Source organism: Candidatus Neomarinimicrobiota bacterium (genome assembly GCA_022567655.1).
Lineage (GTDB): Bacteria > Fidelibacterota > SORT01 > SORT01 > SORT01 > JADFGO01.
Genome location: JADFGO010000036.1, coordinates 1 through 19,233, shown reverse-complemented (window position 1 = coordinate 19,233; position 19,233 = coordinate 1). Strand labels below are relative to the sequence as shown.

The following is a 19,233-nucleotide window of genomic DNA, read 5'->3' as shown; positions in this document are numbered from 1 at the left end:
AGATGCCATTTCGGGAACGGCCGACAGGACAGCAGGCGGACGATACGTCGACAGGGGTTACAAGGGCGACGTCGGGTCATTTCCGGCGACTTTAGACGATCTGACGGTAAAGCCCGGAGCAGTCCCCGATTATAACTATTTTTCCCGAACAGGATGGAACGGACCTTATCTCCAAATTGACGGTACGGGGGAGATACTTAAAGATTCCTGGGGAACAAATTACGTGTTGAATGCCGCTGACAGTACCATAAGGAGCTATGGTCCGAATAAAACAGATAATTCCGGTACGGGCGATGATATTCTGATAAAATATCAGTGATGAACGTTTCTTTTCTCTATGATGGAAGCTTACTTGTTTATCCGGAAACGGGAGAGAGAGGAAAAGCAGCTCTGTCATTGCCCGTCTGTCCGACGGACAGGCGAGGAGTGAAGCGACGAAGCAATCCCATATTTATCGTGAACTTACAAAAACGAGATTGCTTCGTCCCGGAGCACCGGGACTCGCCAGCCCGACTGATGTCTGGCGGGCAATGACGTCTGATTACCGCCTTGGTATGTAGGAAATGAGTAAACCGGATAATTTGAGGATAGAATGATGCGTTGGACTTCCAGAGGATTCACTTTTGCCGAAATTCTCATAGTTGTTGCTATCATGGGAATAGTCACATCAATAGCGCTAAAAAATCTGGGAACTACCGACGACAGGGCGAATTATGAAGTGACCCTTGCAGACCTACAGAAACTTAAGAGAGCAATCATAGGTGACGAAAACGCTCGAAGTAACGGGGAAAGAGTAAGTTTTGGTTTCGTTGGAGATATTGGCGGCATTCCTTCAACGCTTGATGAGTTAATTTCAAGAGGTTCTCTCGGTGCGAGCGCCCTTGATATTACAAAACTTATAGCCTACGGTTGGAAGGGACCATACCTCGAATCTCCATTTACCTCAGACGCTGACGGGTATAAGAGGGATGCGTGGGGAAACCTATATGTTTATTCTACGACACCTTTTGCGAACTCCCCCGGAGACACGGTGTTGGCGAAAATATCGAGTTTGGGTGCGGACGGCGCGGTCGGTGGAACCGGTTACGACGCCGATTTGTTCGTAGAGATATTCAAAGATCAGGTTAAATCGGAGGTTGTGGGTGGAGTTTTTGATCTGGGAGGTAATCCAGTGCTCGCTGCTACGGTAAGGGTTTATGAACCGGATGGTACGGGAAATCTCACCTCAAAATCGGATTTCACGGATGCCTCCGGAAATTATTCGCTCAAAGGAATAAGTCAGGGAGTGAGGGCAATAACGGTCCAACTTTCTTCAGGAGGAGAGTCAGAAGGGTACAGGGCTACTTTAGGCAGGAGCTTTGTCTCTGTGAGAAATATCAGCGACATCGGCTCAATAGTGCTTGCGGGAATCGCTGCCGCCGGCGGACCAGGGGGTAGTAACTTGAGTTTCAATATTCAGAGTAAAATCGGAGAAGATGTAACTATTTCTGACTTTAAAGCGATTTACACTCCATTTGACGCGGTTACCGGACCAAGGTACGAAGACCAAATTGCCGGTGCCGTGACCGTGTGGACTTGGTCTACAACATTGGGAGGCAGCGGAGATAATCTCTCGGATCTGAACACCTATACCGGCTGGGCTTTGAATGACAACGCTACCGTTTCCATCCAATTAAACATATTTCAGGATGACGTCGGCGCCAATGTGAGTATGGTGGGCTCTGACTTCACCACAACATTTTACACATCCGGGGGTGATGCATTTACGGTAGGGCCATTTACCGTTGGCGGGCCTCCGATCTTTGTACTTGTAGGAGATGCAACAGCTAAGAGAGGAGTCATCTTTTTTGACCTTCAGAACAACACAGGTATCGATGAAACGATCATTGATATGAAATTGGTATATACGCCTTACGATGCATCTACTACAGGCCCAGAATTTGATAGAGCTAAGATTGCGGGAACAACTGTCTGGACTGAGGGTGGAGGTGGCACAGTCGGCAGCGATGTCCAACTCAGCACGGTCGCCACATTTACCAGTACTTTCTGGGGTGATGGACTGACTAATGAGGTTCGTTTCGACGGCTTTATTAACCTTTCAACAGGCAAGAGTACTGATCCAAGCGGGAGCGTTGTTACTATTACCTTATACACATTCTCCGGCGCACAATATGAAATAGGACCATTTGTTGCTCTTTAATAATAATGAAAATATTGAATAATTTTATGGGTTGGTATGCTACGGGGAATAGAGGATTTACGATGATGGAGATGGTCGTTGTCCTCGCAATTATAGGTATATTGGGGTCGCTCGGGTTCAAAGCATTCGATAACGTGCTGACAAACATCAAGTTTGAATCCACAGTGAAGGAGATGAAAAATCTTAAAAAGGCGATTGTAGGTGACCCGCATGCTATTCAAAATGATATTCGCGCCAGTTTTGGATATTTCGGGGATATGGGGTCACTGCCTTCAACTTTGAACGATCTGGTCATAAAAGGCTCAAAGCCCCTGATGACTGTTAATACTACACTGGATAAAGCTTCCGGCTGGAACGGTCCTTACCTGGAATCTTCATTTGTTCAGGATACCGATGGTAATATTACCGATGGTTTCGGCAACTCTTACATATATTCGACTACCAGAAAACTGAGCGCGGATGGAGATTCAGTTTACGCGACCATTACCAGTAATGGAGCAGACGGTTCTACCGGAGGAACGGGAGTAAACGCAGACATAAACGTGGAGATATTCAAGAGTGATCTTTACGGTTCTGTTTACGGCAACATATACGACGTGAATGATTTCGGAATGGATAACGCAATACTGACACTGTATTACGCGGATGGAAGCGGCGGAATAACCAACTCCTCGGTAATGACGGCTAATGACGGCTTCTATTTCTTTGCGAGAGTTCCAATCGGATTGAACTCTGCCCGTATAGCGCCTTCGGGAGGAATCGAGACCCATGCCCACAGAGTGGTGGTGAGGTCTCCCGTAAATCCTCAGCCTAATATATTTGACGTAGGGACTCTTTATCTGACAGGGACCGCTACTGCAACCGGACCGGGGAATCAGATCGTTGATTTCAATATCCGGAATGAATTAGGCAGTTCGATAAGTTTAATTGACTATCGGGCTACCTATACGCATGGATCGTTAACTCCCACCTACGATGAGCTGCGGCTCGATGGGAATCCTATATGGGCCGCCGGCGCGACCCGGGCTGGATCCGGCAGTCAACTTGTTTCTGTGGCCGGCAGTGCGTGGACGAATTCGACTCTGAACAACAATACGACCTATTCTTTCACTATGCGGGACTTTCAGGACGGCGGTAACGCCGACATGAGCGGAGTTTCGTTTACCGTACGCCTCTACCTGGCTACCGGGCAAACCTACGATTTCACTTTCACCCCTTGAAAATTATAAAGGTTTATTTTTGAGTAGATTTATCGATCAATTATCCGCCGGGTTCAAGTCCACAAGCGGTTTGACGTTCATGGAAGTCATTGTTATGATGGCAATAATCGCAGTCATCATGGCGACGGGGATGAAGGCAAATCAGAATGTCCAGTTACGCGAGAAGTTTGAGGATACCCTGCTTGAAATGCTTATGCTAAAGCGTGCGGTAGTAGGTAATCCTGAGCTCAAATCAAACGGACTAAGGAATGATTTCGGGTATGTAGGCGAGATGGGCAGGATGCCGGTCTCATTATCTGAATTGATGAGCAGAGGTTCACAAACAGCGGTAAACTATAACTCCTCTCTGCATATTTCGAGCGGGTGGGCCGGTCCATACGTTCAGGAGACGTTTACGAACTTCACATCAAACCCGCTCACAGACGAATTTAATAATGCATACGAATGGGATTCCACCGAGCTGCCAAACAGCGGAGATACGATTTCTGCGCGCATTATTTCCAGAGGAGCGGATAGAGCTGTCGGCGGCAGCGGGATAGATCAGGATATCACGCTTGAGATATTTAAGAAAGAATGGAAGGGGAGCATTACGGGAAAAGCTTTCGATTCAGCCGGTAAGAAGTTAAAAAAAGCAACTGTCAAACTTTATTACCAGAATGGCAGCGGGGGAGTAGGAACACGGATTAAGGCTACTAACAATAAAGGGATATATTCTTTTTTTTCGATCCCGTTCGGACCAAAAAGCATGTCTTTTACGCCTTTAGGAGGAGCAGAAGCCCCGCCGAAGCAGGTGAGGATAGACTCCCCTTCCAAAACAATCGCGGATATCAATAACGTCGGCTCAATGATTCTTGCAGGTACATCGACCTCCGGTGGAGGAAGCAATAATGTGAACGTCCAAATAACTAATAATCTCGGTAAAGACGTAACGGTGACCGATTGGAAAGCTGTATATTCACCGTTTAACGCTACCACCGGTCCGTTTTATGATGAATTCAAGATTGGAGGTACGACGCATTGGTCGAGCACCTCACCGGAGGCGGGCAGCGGGAGCCAACTGAGCTCAATTGCGACGTTCACTTCTTATGCGTTTTCCAATTCAGCCACGATCACGTTTTCCATGATTAATTTCGAGGATGACTTGGCAGCAGATCAAAACATGACGGGATTCGCCTTTACCGTTACGTTATACTTAAGCTCGGGTGCAGCATATGTATTCACATTTTCAGCATAATAAAGGCTTCACACTGATGGAGCTGATTGTAATTATTGCTCTCATCGGAATATTGACATCCGTAGGAGTCAGCATTGTATTACGCACCTTAGAGGCTCAAAGGGCGGATTCCACTCTTTTAGAGATGAGAGCCTTAAAGAGATCTATCACCGGGGACGCAAACGTTCTTATTAACGGCAGGAGAAGTGAGTTCGGCTATTACGGTGATATGGGGATAATGCCTGCATCGCTTTCAGATTTACTGAATAAAGGCTCACAACCATCACTCACGAATAATACCACCTATTTCATTACGTACGGATGGGGAGGACCTTATCTGTCTAAAGCGCTACAGGATGATCCGACAGCGTCGATTAGCGACAGCTGGGGGAACGCTTACATATACAGTAATACAAAGACGGTTAATGCTACAGGCGATACCATATTGGGAAAAATTACAAGCCTCGGTGCAGACGGCGTAGTTGGCGGTTCTCTGTACGACGCCGACATAGATCTTGAAATTTTCAAACAGGAGGTAACAGCGACAGTTTACGGCAGCGCATATACAATCGACGGAAATCCGATGGTATCAGGGAAAATCTATATATTTAAACCGAACGGCACCGCAATTTTATCAGTCGATTCACTAATCACGGGAGTTCAGGGCACCTATTCGTTCAGCAACATTCCGAAGGGAACAAGAGCGCTTTCGTTCCGTCCATTAGGCGGTTTGGAGACCAATATAAAAAGTATTCTTGTGGCCGAAGGAAATGTAAATATTCCAAGAGTGAATAACATAGCCAACTTGCTCCTTGTATCCGGGAGTCCAACGCTAACAGGTGCTTCCAATGAACAGGTTCAATTCCAGTTGAGGAATCTGCTTGGACAGACTGTAACAGTAACGGACTTCAAAACCGACTACCCCGGGAGCTATAATTCTGCAAAAAAAGAACCGAAATATAATCAGCTCATTGTAAATTCTGTAACTGTATGGCTTGAAGCTTCGTTCGTAAACATGGCAGGCAGCGGGGATCAAATAGATTCAAAAGGGACCGGAATGACAAATTTCCAAATTCCAAAGAATCAATCGAGGACTTTTATCATGCGTGATTTTCAGGATAAAAAGGGTGCCCTGACGGACATGACGGGAACGGCATTCACTGTAACACTTTATTCAAGCGACGGTAAGCAGTATTCTTTTGACTTTAGTTTATAATTGGATTAAATTAGTGTCAGTGCATATTAATCTTCTTAAGCCAGAACATATATTTATAGGGAGGAAACAGTGATGATCGCATTCCCGATTCTCGGCGGAATTTTAGTGGTATTCGGACTTATGTTTCTGTTTTTTCCTTCGAAGCTCCTGAAACTCACAAGCGTCGCGAACACCGTATTCCCCGTTGACCAGCACATCTTCAAGCATCGGTACCTGGTCGGAATACTAATGGTCATCGCATCTCTGGTGATGTACTATATATCCCGCACCTTAATGGGGATCAATGCAATTTTAGGTATAACGTCGCTGATTCTTGCGGGATTGATACTGATTTTTTCGGCTATATTGATATTCAACCCGCGCCTTATGGAAAAATTAAATGAGGTAGGGGGGAAGGTTATAGCGACGGACGAATTGACTCTTGTATACAGGAAAACGACAGGCAGCCTGTTCATTATGGCAGGGGCGTATATGATATACACATGGATATTCAGATAGCTCTTTAATACCAACGCTTTCCACTCTTAAATAATCTACACGGGGCTGTGACGGAACCATATTGTCAGTCTAAAGAGGGGATACACAACATCCCATGGGGATGCCCCTACCGAATATAGTTATATCCCACCGCTGAGTTTCCAGCCCGACGTCAGTCTGGCGGACATTTGTCCTAAAATAGTAGGTAGGGGGACGCAGATCTGCGTCCCATACGGATTGTATGCGGGTTAGGGCTTGCCCTGACCGCACCTATTGGATCTGATATACTACCTTAGGCTTCACATTAACCCGACTGCCGAGTAGCCGGGTTTTTTATGCTCAAATTGATAAAAATCACATTAGAATGAAAAAATACTTGACATGAGAGGGTTATGGTGTTACATTAACTCCTGAACCATTGAGTATACTATCGAACCATGGAGTGATAGTTAAGTGCCTGTTAATAATAGCATAAAAGATATTTACCTCATCGGAGACCTTGCCCGATTGACAGGATTCTCCGTAGATACACTTAATTACTATCTCCGGATCGAACTGATAAAAGAAAAGGGAAGAAGTATGCACAACGGCTACCGCTACTTCAACAGCGAGACAGTCGAAACATTAATAAAAATCAGAGAGTTGAGGGCGGAACATATGCCGATTCGCTATATCAAAAGAAGGATCAAAGATGGAATATTATGAAGAGCTGGGTTTAAGGAAGGAACCGTTTTCGACGTCTCCCGATCCTGATTTCTTTTTTTACTCGCAGGAACACAAGGAATGTATCCAGAGATTAGAGATAAATATCAGGTTGAAAAGGGGTCTCAGCGTGATTCTCGGTGACGTAGGGACAGGAAAGACCACTCTCAGCAGGATGATCATCAAACTTTTTGATACATTCTCAAGCCAGTATGACTTTCACCTCATTCTTGATCCTGCCTTTGAGTCGGAGTTCGAGTTTGTTAAGAATCTGGCATCTGTTTTCGATATCAAGGACACCGCAAGATCGACTTTCGAGTACAAAATGCTGGTCGAAAATTTCTTGTATAAAAGGGCAGTCGAAGAGAACAAGGTTGTTGTACTTGTTGTGGACGAGGGTCAAAAGCTGACTTCACTGCACATAGAGGCGCTTCGAACCCTCCTGAACTACGAGACGAATGATTTTAAATTGCTTCAGCTGATAATCCTGGCACAAAGCGAGTTCATGGTTAAGATAAAGCGTCAGCCTAATTTCCTTGACAGAATCAGCCTCGGTTATGTTATAAACCCTATAAACGAAGAGGATACGAAGGGGTTGATTGAATATCGTCTCAAAAAAGCGGGGTACAGGGGAAAATACCCGCTTTTCAGTGATGAAGCGGTATCCAAGATATATCAATACACGCAGGGTTATCCGAGGAAGATCACGCAATTTTGCCATAACGTCCTTATTGAATTGCTTCGTAACGGGAAAGAACAAGTCGAAGAAGATATGGTAGTTTCGGTCATAAGAAAAGAGAGTCCGTGGCATGTCTGAAGAAAACCGGATAGATGATCCCACCATAAAACTGCTTGAAACTCTTCGGAAGAGGGATAAGCTCCAGTCTCCGGTCGAGAGGGAAGCGGCTTCCTATATACATGAATCCGAGAATCTTCTCGAAGAGCAGGTGCTCGAACCTCCCGAAAATCCGCTCGATGATTTAGAACAGACTATGGCGGGCTCGGACGCAGCCTACCGAGCTTCCGTTAAGCCGGATGTTGAACCAAAGCCTGAAAGCATGCTGCCTGCCGAAGTTGAAGAGTCCAAGATACAGGTTCAATTCCTCGAGGAACCATCCGGTAAGCTTCCCTCGATATTGAGCAGATTTTCTGATTATTTTAAACGCTGGGTTTTGGGAGAACAGCATGTCGTCGGGATAGACATAGACGGCAATTTCGTGAAAATGGTAAAGATTTCAAATAGCCTCAAGGGTAAAGTCCTTACCCATTTCATGGTGTGTGAGATTATCGGTGACGGTGGAATTAAGAGTAACAAGGATATTATATCTACCTTGAGCAGCTTGCTGCCTGGAAAAGTTGGGAAGGGAGTTAACGTCTCGATATCGGTGTCAGGTCCCCAAACGGCGATAAAACAGTTCGTTCTCCCGAAATTAACCCAGAAAGAAATGAAACAAGCGCTTCAGTGGCAGGCTCAAAAGAACCTCCCGTTCCCCATAGAGAATACGATCTATGATTATGTTATCGGGCGTGAGAGCGATGTTCAAGAGGTGTTATCCGTAACGCTTATGGCTGTTGAAAAGAGTTTCCTCAAAAGCAGTCTCTCGAATTTTGAAAAATCGGATATTAAGGTCAGCAAAGTCTCAATACCCCCGTTCGCAATTTTTGACATATTGAGATTAACGGGCAAAGAAGATGGAGAATCGACAATAGTTATAATAGACATAGCCTGGGATCGAATGACGATCACATTTATCAGCAAAGGGATGATACAGTTCATTAGAGACATTCCTGTCGGCGTTGCGGAGCTGGTAGATGGATTACAGGGGAGTATCACTTTCAGGGATAAAAGCGCTGTTATTAGCGAAGGTATGGCGAGGCGTCTTCTGGATAAGTACGGAATACCCTTAGAGCTTATCGATTCGTACATGGACGAGGATTTGGAAATTAACAGTATCTCCCAACAGATGAGCGGTTCGGTTGACAGAATAGTTGAGGAGGTGCTGCGTTCATTAAACTATTTCAAGAAGAAATTTCCGGATTTTGAAGAAGCTGATACTCTATATATCTCGGGGCAGGGGGCTGATCTATATAATATGGGATTGCTTTTCCGAAGGACAACCAATAAACGTATCGAGCGCATCAATCCGCTTCTTGGAATCGCAGTTGATGAAAATATAGTTACGCCATCGGCGTTTACCAAAGTCGCCTCGACTTTAACCGTTGCCGCCGGGCTCGCGCGCAATTTTTTTGATGGACCCAATATAGCGCCCGAAGACGCTAAGAACGGAATCTCGTTCGGCGTAGTGAAGAAATTATTTTCAATAGCGACTCTGTTTCTGCTGGTGATACTCTCTTCCGTCACGTACTCGGTAAAGATAGACATTGACCAAAAAAAAGCTATAGCTTCGGAGGCTGAATCTCATCTCGCATCCCTCTCACCTATTCAACAACAATACCTCTCTTCGAATAAAGAGATTGTGTCGTTGCTCGATCTGATGTCAATTATGGATTCGGAGGAGAAGAAGGGGATATGGCTTCGTTCTCAACTTAAACTTTTGAGCACATTATCTCCGCCGGAAATGATGTTGTCTCACGTTGACATAAGAACAAGCGTAACTCAGATAGACCAGGATAAGGGAGTATCGTTCGTTCAGTTGACGGGAGCGATATTCGCGGATGATTTCTTTTCGAGACAAATAATAAAAGATTATCAGGATGCTCTTTTAAACACGAAATTATATTCAAACGTTGAGATTACTGAATCCAACTTCGTCGGAACAGGCGGCGCAAGGGCGATGTTTTTCGTAATAAATTGTTTCCTATGAGTGCCAATTGATTAAATGAACGAGCTGAAAAGAAATATAATCGCGTTAACAGTCATATTTTTGATGATGATTGCCGGATGGTATTTCTTCATTTATTTCCCGATCGCGAGTGAACTGAATCCCGTTGAAGCAAGGATCGAATTTATTCGGAGCCAGATGAAGAAGGTTGAGGAGATGGGTGTGGGAATCAGCAAGCTGATAGATAATGTTGAAGATGCAAGAGATTCGGTAATGCTGCTTAAGGAGAAAATGGGAGCACTAAGCGAGCTCGATTCTATTTTAGGGGAGATACGTTTGACAGCCGAGATATACGATCTGCAACTTCAGACGCTCGCGCCGAAACTTTCACTCAATTCATTCGATGACGTATCCCTATACAGGCGCGAATCGGTATCGGGCTTGGTGAAACTTCCTGTAGATTTGAGGGTGAGAGGCGACTATTTAAATTTTGGCAAGTTTATGGAGGCGCTGCACGAAAACGGGTTGCTTTATTCAGTGGAAGACTTAAAAATGAGAAGAAAGGTAAATGAGCTTCCCATGATTTCCTTCCATATCGTTATGTATCTGTTTTTGCTGGATGATGCAATCGGAGCAATCGACACCTAAAGAAGAATAAATTGGCAACGAGACAAAAAATATTATTGATACTGTTAGGACTTACAGCAGCTTATTATTTCTATGACCTGTTCGGTTCGGATGATAAAAGCGGAATTTCGGGTGTTCCGGTCGTTAAAAGCGTTCCTGATGTAATAGTTCCAAAACAGAATGAAAGCGCTCAACCGACAAGGGCAGCTGTTCTGACTCCGGGAAATGCGACTTTGAGTATCAAATTTGTAGGGGAGTGGGGAGCAGACCCGTTTTACAAACCGGACTATATTGAACTCCTTACGAAGAGTTCTGACGGAAGATTCGTTGAAATTGATCAACTCGACAGCAGTTTTATCCTCACCGGCATTGTCGATGAATGGGCTATAATCGGAGGCGATATTTACGAGATAAACAGTGAAGTAAACGGGTATGCATTGACAGAAGTAGGGGAAGAACACGTCATTTTAACAATGGGTAATTCCAAGCTTAGACTTGAATTAGGAGGAAATAAAACTGATGAAAGATAACAGAAAAAATAAAATAATGTATCTTCCGATAATGATAATCATTCTATGTTTTACCTTTCAAATTGAAGTAAACGCAACTCTTATGCTTCAATCGAAAAGAAGTTCGAAAGTCAACATAGAGTTAAAAAACGCTGATATTCAGGATGTAATCAGATTGCTTGCTAAAAAACACGGATTAAATATAGTCACCAGTCCGGATGTAACAGGCGAGATTACCGTGTCGCTGAAAAATGTTGATATTAAAAAAGCGCTCGATTCGATAGTTAAAATGAACGGGTATGAATGGTTTCAGGAAGGCAACATTATTATGGTGAAGCCCGCGGATAAAGAGATAAGGGGAGATAAGATTACCAAGGTCTATAAGTTGAACTATATCGACGCTGAAAGGGTGAAAGAATCGCTGGCAGGCGTGGTTTCATCTAAATCAGAGATTACGACTTTCGGTATGGTGGTTAAGGGGGTTGGTTCTCAGAATACAGGAGCCTCCAACTATATCATAGTTACCGATATTCCCCAGAACATACCGAACGTTACGGCTATCATAGAGATTCTGGATGTTCCCCTTCCGCAAATAACTATCGAAGTCCAGTTTATCGAAACCAACCTGTCGGAAAACGATGACATCGGCATCAATTGGAACCCGAAAGTCACCATAGGTGGAGGTCCTTCCTCAAGTTTGACAGCAGGAGCCGCAACGGGTGGTCTGGGAGGCCAACAAGCGGGATTTCCGCTATTTGGAACATGGAGAGGATTGAACACGGCAACTCTCTCACTCCAGGAATTCAGAATCATATTGGAGTTATTGAGGACAAGAGGTAACTCGAAGCTCTTGAACAATCCAACCCTTTCGACGCTTGATAACCAGGAAGCCATGACAGAAGTGAAGACCACGATTCCGATAGCAGTGCCTCAAGCTCAGGGAACGGGCGGGGTCACCGGAGGCTTATCACTGACCCAACCCTTAACATTTGAAGACAGGGATATAAGTATATCTCTCAGAGTTATACCTCATGTTACCGAGAAAAATTATGTTCTCCTCTCTATCAGCACCTCGGTAGCAGCCATCACCGGGTTTACCGGACCGAACAACGACCGGCCAATTACGTCTGAAAGGACAGCCGAAACCAAGATCATGGTAAAAGAGGGGCATACCGCCGCAATTGGAGGATTAATAAAAGAGGATGAATTTATTAATTACAAAAAGGTTCCTTTCCTCAGTTCGCTTCCCATAATAGGTAAATTATTCATCCATAAATCGGTTGAAAAAAATAGAAACGAGCTTTTGATATTTATCACTCCGCGAATTGAATATTTTCCGGAATTGACGTCAAAATGACTTTTAAGTTTCTCCCATTCTATCAGGAACTTTGATATGGAGATATTCGAAATATTAAAATTCGCAGTCGATTCGGGAGCGTCAGATATTCATCTGACTGTCGGCGCTCCTCCGATGCTGAGGCTTGACGGAAAAATTAAGAAGATAGACTCTCCCCCTCTCGAAAAAGAAGAAGTCGACCGGCTTATCTATGACGTGATGACCGAAGAGCAGAGGCGTGAGTTGGAAGAACACTTGGAAGTGGATTTTTCAAGGGATTTGAGCGGTATCGGAAGATTCCGGGTGAACGTATTCTTCGTACGTTTAGGAAAAGCAGCGGTCTTGAGGATAATCAAATCGGATATTTTAAGTTTCGAGCAGCTTGGACTGCCGGATGTGATCAGGGAAATGTCATCGCTCGATAAAGGCCTGGTGCTTGTAACCGGTCCGACAGGTTCGGGCAAATCCACAACTCTGGCAACTATGATAGATTATATCAACACCAATTTCGAGTATCACCTGATTACTATCGAGGACCCGATAGAGTTCATTCATCATTCTAAAAAATCGCTGATAAATCAACGGGAGTTGCATACAAATACCAAGTCATTCACGGCAGCGCTGAGATCCTCGCTGAGGGAGGATCCCGATGTCATTTTAGTTGGAGAGCTCAGGGATTTGGAGACGACCTCGCTCGCGATTACCGCTGCGGAGACCGGGCACCTTGTACTCGGAACCCTGCATACGAACTCCGCCTCTAAAACCGTGAACAGGATCATTGACCAATATCCGGCTGAGGAACAAGGGCAGATAAGAACGATGCTTGCCGAGTCTCTGCGTGGTGTCATCGCTCAAGTACTTTTACCTAAAAAGGGTGGTGGCAGAGTTGCGGCATTCGAAATATTGATTTGCACTCCCGCTGCATCCAACATGATACGCGAAGATAAAATATTTCAATTGGACTCGATCATCCAGACCAGCATTAAGCTAGGAATGATCACTATGGATCAATCGCTGGCTGCGTTGTTGAAAGAGGGATTGATTGAGGAAAAAGACGCTTATCATCATGCCCGCGACGCTAAAACCGTCGCCAAACTTGCGGGTCTTGCAACCGTTGAATAAATTAACAGGATAAGATTATGGACATTTCTCCACTTTTCAAATTGATGGCGGAAAAGGAAGCATCTGACATGTTCATTACCGCAGATTCTCCCGTGTACCTAAAAATAAAAGGGAATCTTAAGAGCGTTGCAGACAGGTTAGTTACCGCAGATGAGATCGACGGAATGATCTCCCATATTATATCAACCGATGAATATCGGGAATTCAAAGACAGAAAAGACTTTGATACAAGTTTGTTTGTAGAGGGTGTCGGCAGATTCAGATTGAGCTTTTTTGTTCAAAAAGGTTCACCGGGAATGGTGGCCCGGCGTATTTCCACTAAGCTTCCGACTCTTGAGGAATTAGGTTTGCCTCCTGAGCTTGCTGATATCTCGATGACAAATACGGGGCTTGTTCTTATTGTGGGAGGAACAGGGTCGGGGAAATCCACGACTCTGGCTGCATTGGTAAATCATCGTAACACAAACAAGGACGGTCATATCATTACCATCGAAGACCCGGTCGAATTCGTGCATGAGCATAAAAAAAGTATAATTACCCAGAGAGAGGTAGGAAAGGACAGCGAGTCGTATCGTACAGCGTTGAGGGGTGCGTTGCGACAAGCTCCCGACGTCCTGTTGATAGGTGAGATACGCGATAGAGAATCAATGGAAGCAGCCATATCATTCGCGGAAACCGGCCACCTCGTTATGGGAACTCTGCACGCAAATAACGCTCCGCAGACTTTAGACAGGATATTCGGTTTCTTTCCGCACGAAACGCACGACATGCTGAAACTTCAGCTCTCTCAAACCCTGAACGCGGTGCTTGCGCAGCGGCTTATTAAAGCTAAGAGAAGGAATGAGCGTTTCCTGGCTGTCGAATTCATGACGGTAACATCTCGGATCGCCGATCTAATTCTTAAGGGCGAATTCCAGACTCTCAAAAGCGCTATTGAGAGGTCTGCCGGTCAAGGAATGATCACTTTTGACGAGTCTCTGTACGGACTTTATAAAGCTGGAAAGATCGACGTGGAAACGGCGCTATCCAACTCTGACTCGCCGACGGATCTCAGGTTAAGAATTCGGTCGGACGAGGAAAGTGAAATGCCGACTAATATTAGATTAAAGGAAGAAGAGAGCACTGAAGGCGTTGAAGATGACCTACCCGGGTTAGGATAGTCTGATCGCTACGCTATCATCATTACGTTAGAATAAAAATGATACTTGAATTAAAATCCATAGACGTCTGGTCCGCAGTTAAAATCATATTTCTTGTTATGTTCATTCTGCATTTGCTGCTTGGTATCGGCGGATATTTTATTATCATATTCGGTGTAAATTTTGTGTCGGCTTTTCTGAACAGCACAATCTACTCGGATGAAGCGACGCTGCCCGGTTTTTTTGGATTACCCATCGGATTGTTCATCATAGCGATGATTTCCTCAGGAGCGAGCCTGGTTTACGCTGGTTTGGGCGCTCTGATGGCGTTGTTGTATAATGCGTTCGCCAGGTGGGGAGGCGGTGTGATTGTCAATGCGAGCGAGAGCAGCGATTCGAAGAAGCCGAAGCTTGTTGTTAAAAGCAGACCCGAGCCTGAAGAAGAAAATAACAAGGAATGAATCGCGATTTCAGCGGAGTAAGGGTTAGATTCGCGCCGAGTCCGACAGGTCATCTTCATGTAGGCGGCGCCAGAACTGCATTATTCAATTTCCTCTTCGCAAAAAATCACGAAGGTAAATTTCTTCTCCGCATTGAAGATACCGATAAGAAACGCTCTGAAACCGGCTTAACCGATGAAATTCTCCGGAGCCTCCAATGGCTTGGACTTAAATGGGATGAGGAGACAGTATATCAATCTACGAGAATAGAGGAATACAGTGCAAACGCTTTAAAATTACTCGAAACAGGCCACGCCTACCGATGCTTTTGCAAGCCTGAAGAGTTGGACATTAAAAGAAAAAAGGCGCAAAAGGAAAAGAGACAATATAAGTATGACAAAACCTGCCGCCATCTCGACGAGGGCGAGATAAACAATCGTATAGATTCCGGCATCGAATTTTCGTTGAGATTTTCTACACCTGAAGAGGGTACGACCGGGCTGAACGACCTGGTCTACGGCGAAATAGAATTTAAAAACAGTGAGATTGACGACTTTATAATAGTGAGGAGGGACGGTACTCCGACCTATCAGCTGGCGGTAGTCACGGATGACAGCGAGATGGGTATTACACACGTCATCAGAGGTGATGACCACCTCTCGAATACCCCAAAGCAAATCAACATCTTCAATGCCTTGGGTTTGGATATACCGGTTTATGCCCATCTGCCGATGATAATGGGGGCTGATGGAAAAAGACTCTCGAAAAGACACGGAGCAGCGTCGGTTATAGATTTTCAAAAAGAAGGAATATTTCCGGAAGCGCTTTTGAATCACCTCGCTCTGTTAGGGTGGTCACCTAAAGATGACACAGAACTGATGTCCATAGATGAACTGATCAGGCGTTTTCAAATTGAACAGGTCTCCAGGAAAAATGCGATATTCGATTATAAAAAACTTCTCTGGATGAACGGTCAGCACTTATCATCCAAGCCGACGGATGAACTCATCCTAATTCTGAGGAAGAAGTGGGAGACATCCGATGGAAGGGATAAGAGTTACTATGCGAAAGTAGCCGAGATCGTGAAAACAAGGGCAAACAGCACTTCCGAGCTGTTGGAATTTTCAGCTTACTTTTTTGAAGATCCTAAAAAGTATGACGAAAAAGCGATGCGGAAGTATTGGTCGGGTGAAGATGTCAATGAGAGAATCAGGCTGCTTAAAGAGTCGCTCGATGATTTGACCGAGTTTTCAGAAGAGAATTTAGAAGGTATTGTGAGGTCCGAGGCGGACTCACTTGATATCAAAGCGGCGTTACTGATTCATCCGGTGAGGTTGGCTTTAACCGGTTACGGAGTCAGCCCGGGCTTATTTGTGATAATGGAACTGCTCGGCAAGAGCGTGGTAATACGCAGGCTGGATAACGCACTTAAAAATCTTCCTCAAGACTAAGATCGGATAATTCGGATTAACCCATTTAAAAAGGATTACAATCTCGCGCTAACCCGAAGGGTTCCAGATGATGGTCCTCGGGTAAAATCCCCTCCATCCGAACCAGAAAGCCTGTGTACCGACCAACTGCTTCAGCTTTTTCCCTTTTAACTCCCCCTTGAGACCATTTCCGGTCAATCCGTCCCAGAGCGTACCTGTCTCCCTGTCTCGTAAGTAATGTGTGTCAATAGATTCCGCACTCTCGAATGTGAGCACCCTATCATCTACAAGGCGGTCAAATACAGTGACCGTCTCTGCGTCTTTAGAATAGACCGCAAGAATGTTCTGGTTTTCAATCGAGTAATTTACATGATTTGTATTCGTAAAATATTTATGGGGAAAAACTATAGGGAGATCATCAATCACCAGACCGAATACGACGTCTTTGCCGTCTAATCTCTTGTCGAAATTCACAGTGCCGAAAATTCCGAGTCGTTTCCGCGATCTGTTATACCTGTCATAACTCGATCTTGTTGTAAAACGGCTTTTAACCAGTATTTTTGAATCCGGATACGCTTTTTTCCACTCTTTCCATTTTAGATGTTGGACGGGCAGGGCTTTAAGCTGTTTCCCTTCATACTTACCTTTCAGGGCTTTACCGGTAACGTGGCTCCAGTAACTATTCGTTTCCCTGTCGTACATAACAAGTGCGTCACGCCAGAGTTTACCGGATACGCCGAAGGAGTGAACTTTATTATCGAATTTGCGGACATACACGATGCCCGTAAAGCAAAGAGGTCACCAGCTTACCGATATGTACGTGTCTCCTATGAAATCATTGACTATTTCATGTTTGTCTAAATGCCAGGTAGAGTAAGCGCGCGCTTCGCCGTTAACGACCAATCCGAGAACAAGTTCATCGTCCCGCATGAATTTTTCTGCTTCTTCGACGCTTTTGAATTTCGGATCGTCTATTGCAGAAATCCTGTCTTTCGGAAGCACATAATACATTGGATCACCCTGAATTATCTCATACGAGCCTCTTTGCGAAAACCCTGTGGTTGTGAGGACCATAAGCAAAATAATTGATGCTGTAAATCCATGAATAAGTGCGTTCCGTCTTAAGGGTCCTCCGGAATGTAGAAAGTCATTCATAATTAAGAGTAATTTTCATGAACATAATATAATGTAATAGTAAATACAACTGTATGAATATTTAAAACTGCTCGATTCATTCGATCAATAACTATCAAAAATATCGAGGAATTCATATACTGACAAATATTAGTTATTAACAGGATAATATATAAAGCATATATTTATATGAACGTTGTAACAACCTATTTATTAACGGTATAGTCGTCGATTTATCGTTATATTTTATATTTTTAAACTATAATATTATTCAATATGAACAACTTATCAACATCACCCATCCAATAATTTTTCAGATGTTAATAACTTTCGTGAGTTATACACTATGGAGTAAATTCCGCCGGCCGATTATGACATTTAGTAGTATTTTATCAGCGCGTACCTTCAAACCAGTAAAAACTCAGAATTACTTATCTCCGTTAAGAACGGCCAACAGATAGCAACCGCTGATCTTAAACTCCCTGATCAATGGTATAGAGCCGATAAAATTCGATTTTATAATCGGAAATCCATATCGCACCTTGAATGATGGGCGCATGATGTAACTCGTATTATCTAAAATTTGAAAATTTAATATTTTTAATGTTTTAAGTATTCGGGAGATCGACAACCGTACTTTCCTGATATGCTGCAGTTTTGATATTTTCTCCTTATTTCCTCCGAGCGCTTTAAGTATTCCGTAAAATAGGAAAGAGGGCATCAAATGAATGAAAGGAATAGGTGCGATTATTTGTTGATGACCTCCGAAAACGGAATTATACGGCGGAAAGGTCAGAAATATTTTTCCGTCTTCAGCCAAGATCTCCTTGAGAGCGCTTATTGCTTCATAGGTATCAGGTAGGTGTTCAATCACATCGCGCAAGACAATCAAATCGAACTTTGTATTGGAAATGGTATCGCTGGAGTTGATATCATAAACGTCGAGAAGTTCAAAATGAATCCCCTTATTTTGCGGAATTTCAGATGATTTTTGTAATCTATGTTCATCTATGTCCGTTCCGTAACATTCAGCGCCCATCCTCGTAAAAGCCGCCGTAGTACCGCCTTCACCGCAGCCGACGTCAAGAATTTTAAGTCCTTCAAACGATTGTATATAATTTTCCAGATAAGGTATGAGATACTTATCCGCAAGCGTAAATTGATAAGTCCAGTAATATTCCGCCCACGAATCAAAATCAGCTTTTTTAATTAGAGGCTTAAACATGTGAGTATGAAGTAATTAAATATATTCAATTATCTCTGATGATTGAGGTAATAAAAGGGATATAGGTAACACTGTCAAGCCGATTATATGGATGAAGAATATATCACTTGACAACGCATAGACCTCGTGATATATTTAACCATATGGTTAAATATACTTCCGGTACAATAGATTCCACACTATCTGCGCTTGCGGATCCTACTCGCAGGGCGATTGTCGAAAAACTCACAACCGGTGAAAAATCTGTGCTGGAGATAGCAAAACCCTTCGATATCTCACTTCCGGCTATTTCCAAGCACCTCAAGGTCCTCGAAAGAGCCGGTTTAATTTCCAGAGATATCAGAGGAAGAGTCCACTCTATCAAATTAGTTGCAGAACCGATGAAAGGAGCCATTGATTGGCTCGAACGATACCGCGTATTCTGGGACCACCAATTGGATTCTCTGTCAGAATATCTAAA

20 protein-coding genes are annotated in these 19,233 nt (G+C 44.1%); 17 read left to right on the top strand and 3 right to left on the bottom strand.

Going from position 1 to position 19,233, the window contains the following annotated elements; all coding sequences use genetic code 11:
- From IID12_05365 to IID12_05290, 16 genes are all read left to right on the top strand, one after another.
- Positions 1-319, top strand: a 319-nt coding sequence (locus IID12_05365; protein ID MCH8288519.1) for a type II secretion system protein GspG, incomplete at its 5' end; no start/stop codon positions are given.
- Positions 320-592: 273 nt separating this feature from the next.
- Positions 593-2,200, top strand: coding sequence for a type II secretion system protein GspG (locus tag IID12_05360; GenBank protein MCH8288518.1), 1,608 nt, complete (start codon positions 593-595; stop codon positions 2,198-2,200).
- Between the two features lie 14 nt (positions 2,201-2,214).
- The gene (locus IID12_05355; GenBank protein ID MCH8288517.1) at positions 2,215-3,420 is read left to right on the top strand and encodes a prepilin-type N-terminal cleavage/methylation domain-containing protein; all 1,206 of its coding nucleotides are present in this window, start codon (positions 2,215-2,217) and stop codon (positions 3,418-3,420) included.
- Between the two features lie 19 nt (positions 3,421-3,439).
- Positions 3,440-4,654: a hypothetical protein gene (locus tag IID12_05350; protein MCH8288516.1), complete on the top strand. Its 1,215-nt coding sequence runs from the start codon at positions 3,440-3,442 to the stop codon at positions 4,652-4,654.
- A 16-nt stretch (positions 4,655-4,670) separates the two neighbouring features.
- The gene (locus tag IID12_05345; GenBank protein MCH8288515.1) at positions 4,671-5,849 is read left to right on the top strand and encodes a type II secretion system protein GspG; all 1,179 of its coding nucleotides are present in this window, start codon (positions 4,671-4,673) and stop codon (positions 5,847-5,849) included.
- A gap of 69 nt (positions 5,850-5,918) precedes the next feature.
- Entirely contained in the window at positions 5,919-6,347 is a 429-nt protein-coding gene (locus IID12_05340; protein MCH8288514.1) for a hypothetical protein, read from the top strand.
- A 432-nt stretch (positions 6,348-6,779) separates the two neighbouring features.
- A complete protein-coding gene (locus IID12_05335) occupies positions 6,780-7,031 on the top strand; it encodes a MerR family transcriptional regulator (protein ID MCH8288513.1) in 252 nt (83 codons plus the stop codon).
- Positions 7,018-7,845, top strand: a complete 828-nt coding sequence (locus tag IID12_05330; protein ID MCH8288512.1) for an AAA family ATPase — start codon at positions 7,018-7,020, stop codon at positions 7,843-7,845. The genes IID12_05335 and IID12_05330 overlap by 14 nt, the downstream gene beginning before the upstream one ends.
- Positions 7,838-9,853, top strand: coding sequence for a pilus assembly protein PilM (pilM, locus tag IID12_05325; GenBank protein MCH8288511.1), 2,016 nt, complete (start codon positions 7,838-7,840; stop codon positions 9,851-9,853). The genes IID12_05330 and pilM overlap by 8 nt, the downstream gene beginning before the upstream one ends.
- A 15-nt stretch (positions 9,854-9,868) precedes the next feature.
- Complete coding sequence (gene pilO / locus IID12_05320; GenBank protein MCH8288510.1) at positions 9,869-10,459, top strand: type 4a pilus biogenesis protein PilO; 591 nt, start codon at positions 9,869-9,871, stop codon at positions 10,457-10,459.
- 11 nt (positions 10,460-10,470) lie between these two features.
- On the top strand, positions 10,471-10,968 hold the full coding sequence (locus IID12_05315; protein MCH8288509.1) for a hypothetical protein: 498 nt from the start codon (positions 10,471-10,473) through the stop codon (positions 10,966-10,968).
- On the top strand, positions 10,958-12,304 hold the full coding sequence (locus IID12_05310; protein ID MCH8288508.1) for a secretin and TonB N-terminal domain-containing protein: 1,347 nt from the start codon (positions 10,958-10,960) through the stop codon (positions 12,302-12,304). The genes IID12_05315 and IID12_05310 overlap by 11 nt, the downstream gene beginning before the upstream one ends.
- 36 nt (positions 12,305-12,340) lie before the next feature.
- The gene (locus IID12_05305) at positions 12,341-13,405 is read left to right on the top strand and encodes a type IV pilus twitching motility protein PilT (GenBank protein ID MCH8288507.1); all 1,065 of its coding nucleotides are present in this window, start codon (positions 12,341-12,343) and stop codon (positions 13,403-13,405) included.
- Positions 13,406-13,422: 17 nt separating this feature from the next.
- Positions 13,423-14,565 (top strand): PilT/PilU family type 4a pilus ATPase, encoded by a 1,143-nt coding sequence (locus IID12_05300; protein MCH8288506.1) that lies wholly within the window; start codon positions 13,423-13,425, stop codon positions 14,563-14,565.
- 38 nt (positions 14,566-14,603) lie between these two features.
- Positions 14,604-15,005, top strand: a complete 402-nt coding sequence (locus IID12_05295) for a DUF3566 domain-containing protein (GenBank protein ID MCH8288505.1) — start codon at positions 14,604-14,606, stop codon at positions 15,003-15,005.
- Complete coding sequence (locus IID12_05290; GenBank protein ID MCH8288504.1) at positions 15,002-16,435, top strand: glutamate--tRNA ligase; 1,434 nt, start codon at positions 15,002-15,004, stop codon at positions 16,433-16,435. The genes IID12_05295 and IID12_05290 overlap by 4 nt, the downstream gene beginning before the upstream one ends.
- Before the next feature lie 48 nt (positions 16,436-16,483).
- Here IID12_05290 and IID12_05285 read toward each other — a convergent pair whose 3' ends face one another.
- The 3 genes from IID12_05285 to IID12_05275 all read right to left on the bottom strand — a co-directional run bounded on the left by IID12_05285 (position 16,484) and on the right by IID12_05275 (position 18,773).
- A complete protein-coding gene (locus tag IID12_05285) occupies positions 16,484-17,191 on the bottom strand; it encodes a DUF3179 domain-containing protein (protein MCH8288503.1) in 708 nt (235 codons plus the stop codon).
- A gap of 21 nt (positions 17,192-17,212) precedes the next feature.
- Positions 17,213-17,569 carry a DUF3179 domain-containing protein gene (locus IID12_05280; protein MCH8288502.1) on the bottom strand — a complete coding sequence of 119 codons (357 nt, stop codon included), beginning with the start codon at positions 17,567-17,569 and terminating at the stop codon, positions 17,213-17,215.
- Positions 17,570-17,975: 406 nt separating this feature from the next.
- Complete coding sequence (locus IID12_05275; GenBank protein ID MCH8288501.1) at positions 17,976-18,773, bottom strand: methyltransferase domain-containing protein; 798 nt, start codon at positions 18,771-18,773, stop codon at positions 17,976-17,978.
- A 143-nt stretch (positions 18,774-18,916) separates the two neighbouring features.
- Here IID12_05275 and IID12_05270 point away from each other — a divergent pair.
- On the top strand, positions 18,917-19,233 hold a 317-nt coding region (locus tag IID12_05270), incomplete at its 3' end, for a winged helix-turn-helix transcriptional regulator (GenBank protein ID MCH8288500.1).

Excerpts from the sequence above, each read along its gene's own strand:
- IID12_05275 (MCH8288501.1), bottom strand. The coding sequence starts at position 18,773 with ATGTTTAAGCCTCTAATTAAAAAAGCTGATTTTGATTCGTGGGCGGAA.
- IID12_05330 (MCH8288512.1), top strand. The coding sequence starts at position 7,018 with ATGGAATATTATGAAGAGCTGGGTTTAAGGAAGGAACCGTTTTCGACG.
- IID12_05290 (MCH8288504.1), top strand. The coding sequence starts at position 15,002 with ATGAATCGCGATTTCAGCGGAGTAAGGGTTAGATTCGCGCCGAGTCCG.
- IID12_05305 (MCH8288507.1), top strand. The coding sequence starts at position 12,341 with ATGGAGATATTCGAAATATTAAAATTCGCAGTCGATTCGGGAGCGTCA.
- IID12_05280 (MCH8288502.1), bottom strand. The coding sequence starts at position 17,569 with ATGAATGACTTTCTACATTCCGGAGGACCCTTAAGACGGAACGCACTT.
- IID12_05295 (MCH8288505.1), top strand. The coding sequence starts at position 14,604 with ATGATACTTGAATTAAAATCCATAGACGTCTGGTCCGCAGTTAAAATC.
- pilM (MCH8288511.1), top strand. The coding sequence starts at position 7,838 with ATGTCTGAAGAAAACCGGATAGATGATCCCACCATAAAACTGCTTGAA.
- IID12_05310 (MCH8288508.1), top strand. The coding sequence starts at position 10,958 with ATGAAAGATAACAGAAAAAATAAAATAATGTATCTTCCGATAATGATA.
- IID12_05300 (MCH8288506.1), top strand. The coding sequence starts at position 13,423 with ATGGACATTTCTCCACTTTTCAAATTGATGGCGGAAAAGGAAGCATCT.
- IID12_05345 (MCH8288515.1), top strand. The coding sequence starts at position 4,671 with ATGGAGCTGATTGTAATTATTGCTCTCATCGGAATATTGACATCCGTA.
- IID12_05360 (MCH8288518.1), top strand. The coding sequence starts at position 593 with ATGATGCGTTGGACTTCCAGAGGATTCACTTTTGCCGAAATTCTCATA.
- pilO (MCH8288510.1), top strand. The coding sequence starts at position 9,869 with ATGAACGAGCTGAAAAGAAATATAATCGCGTTAACAGTCATATTTTTG.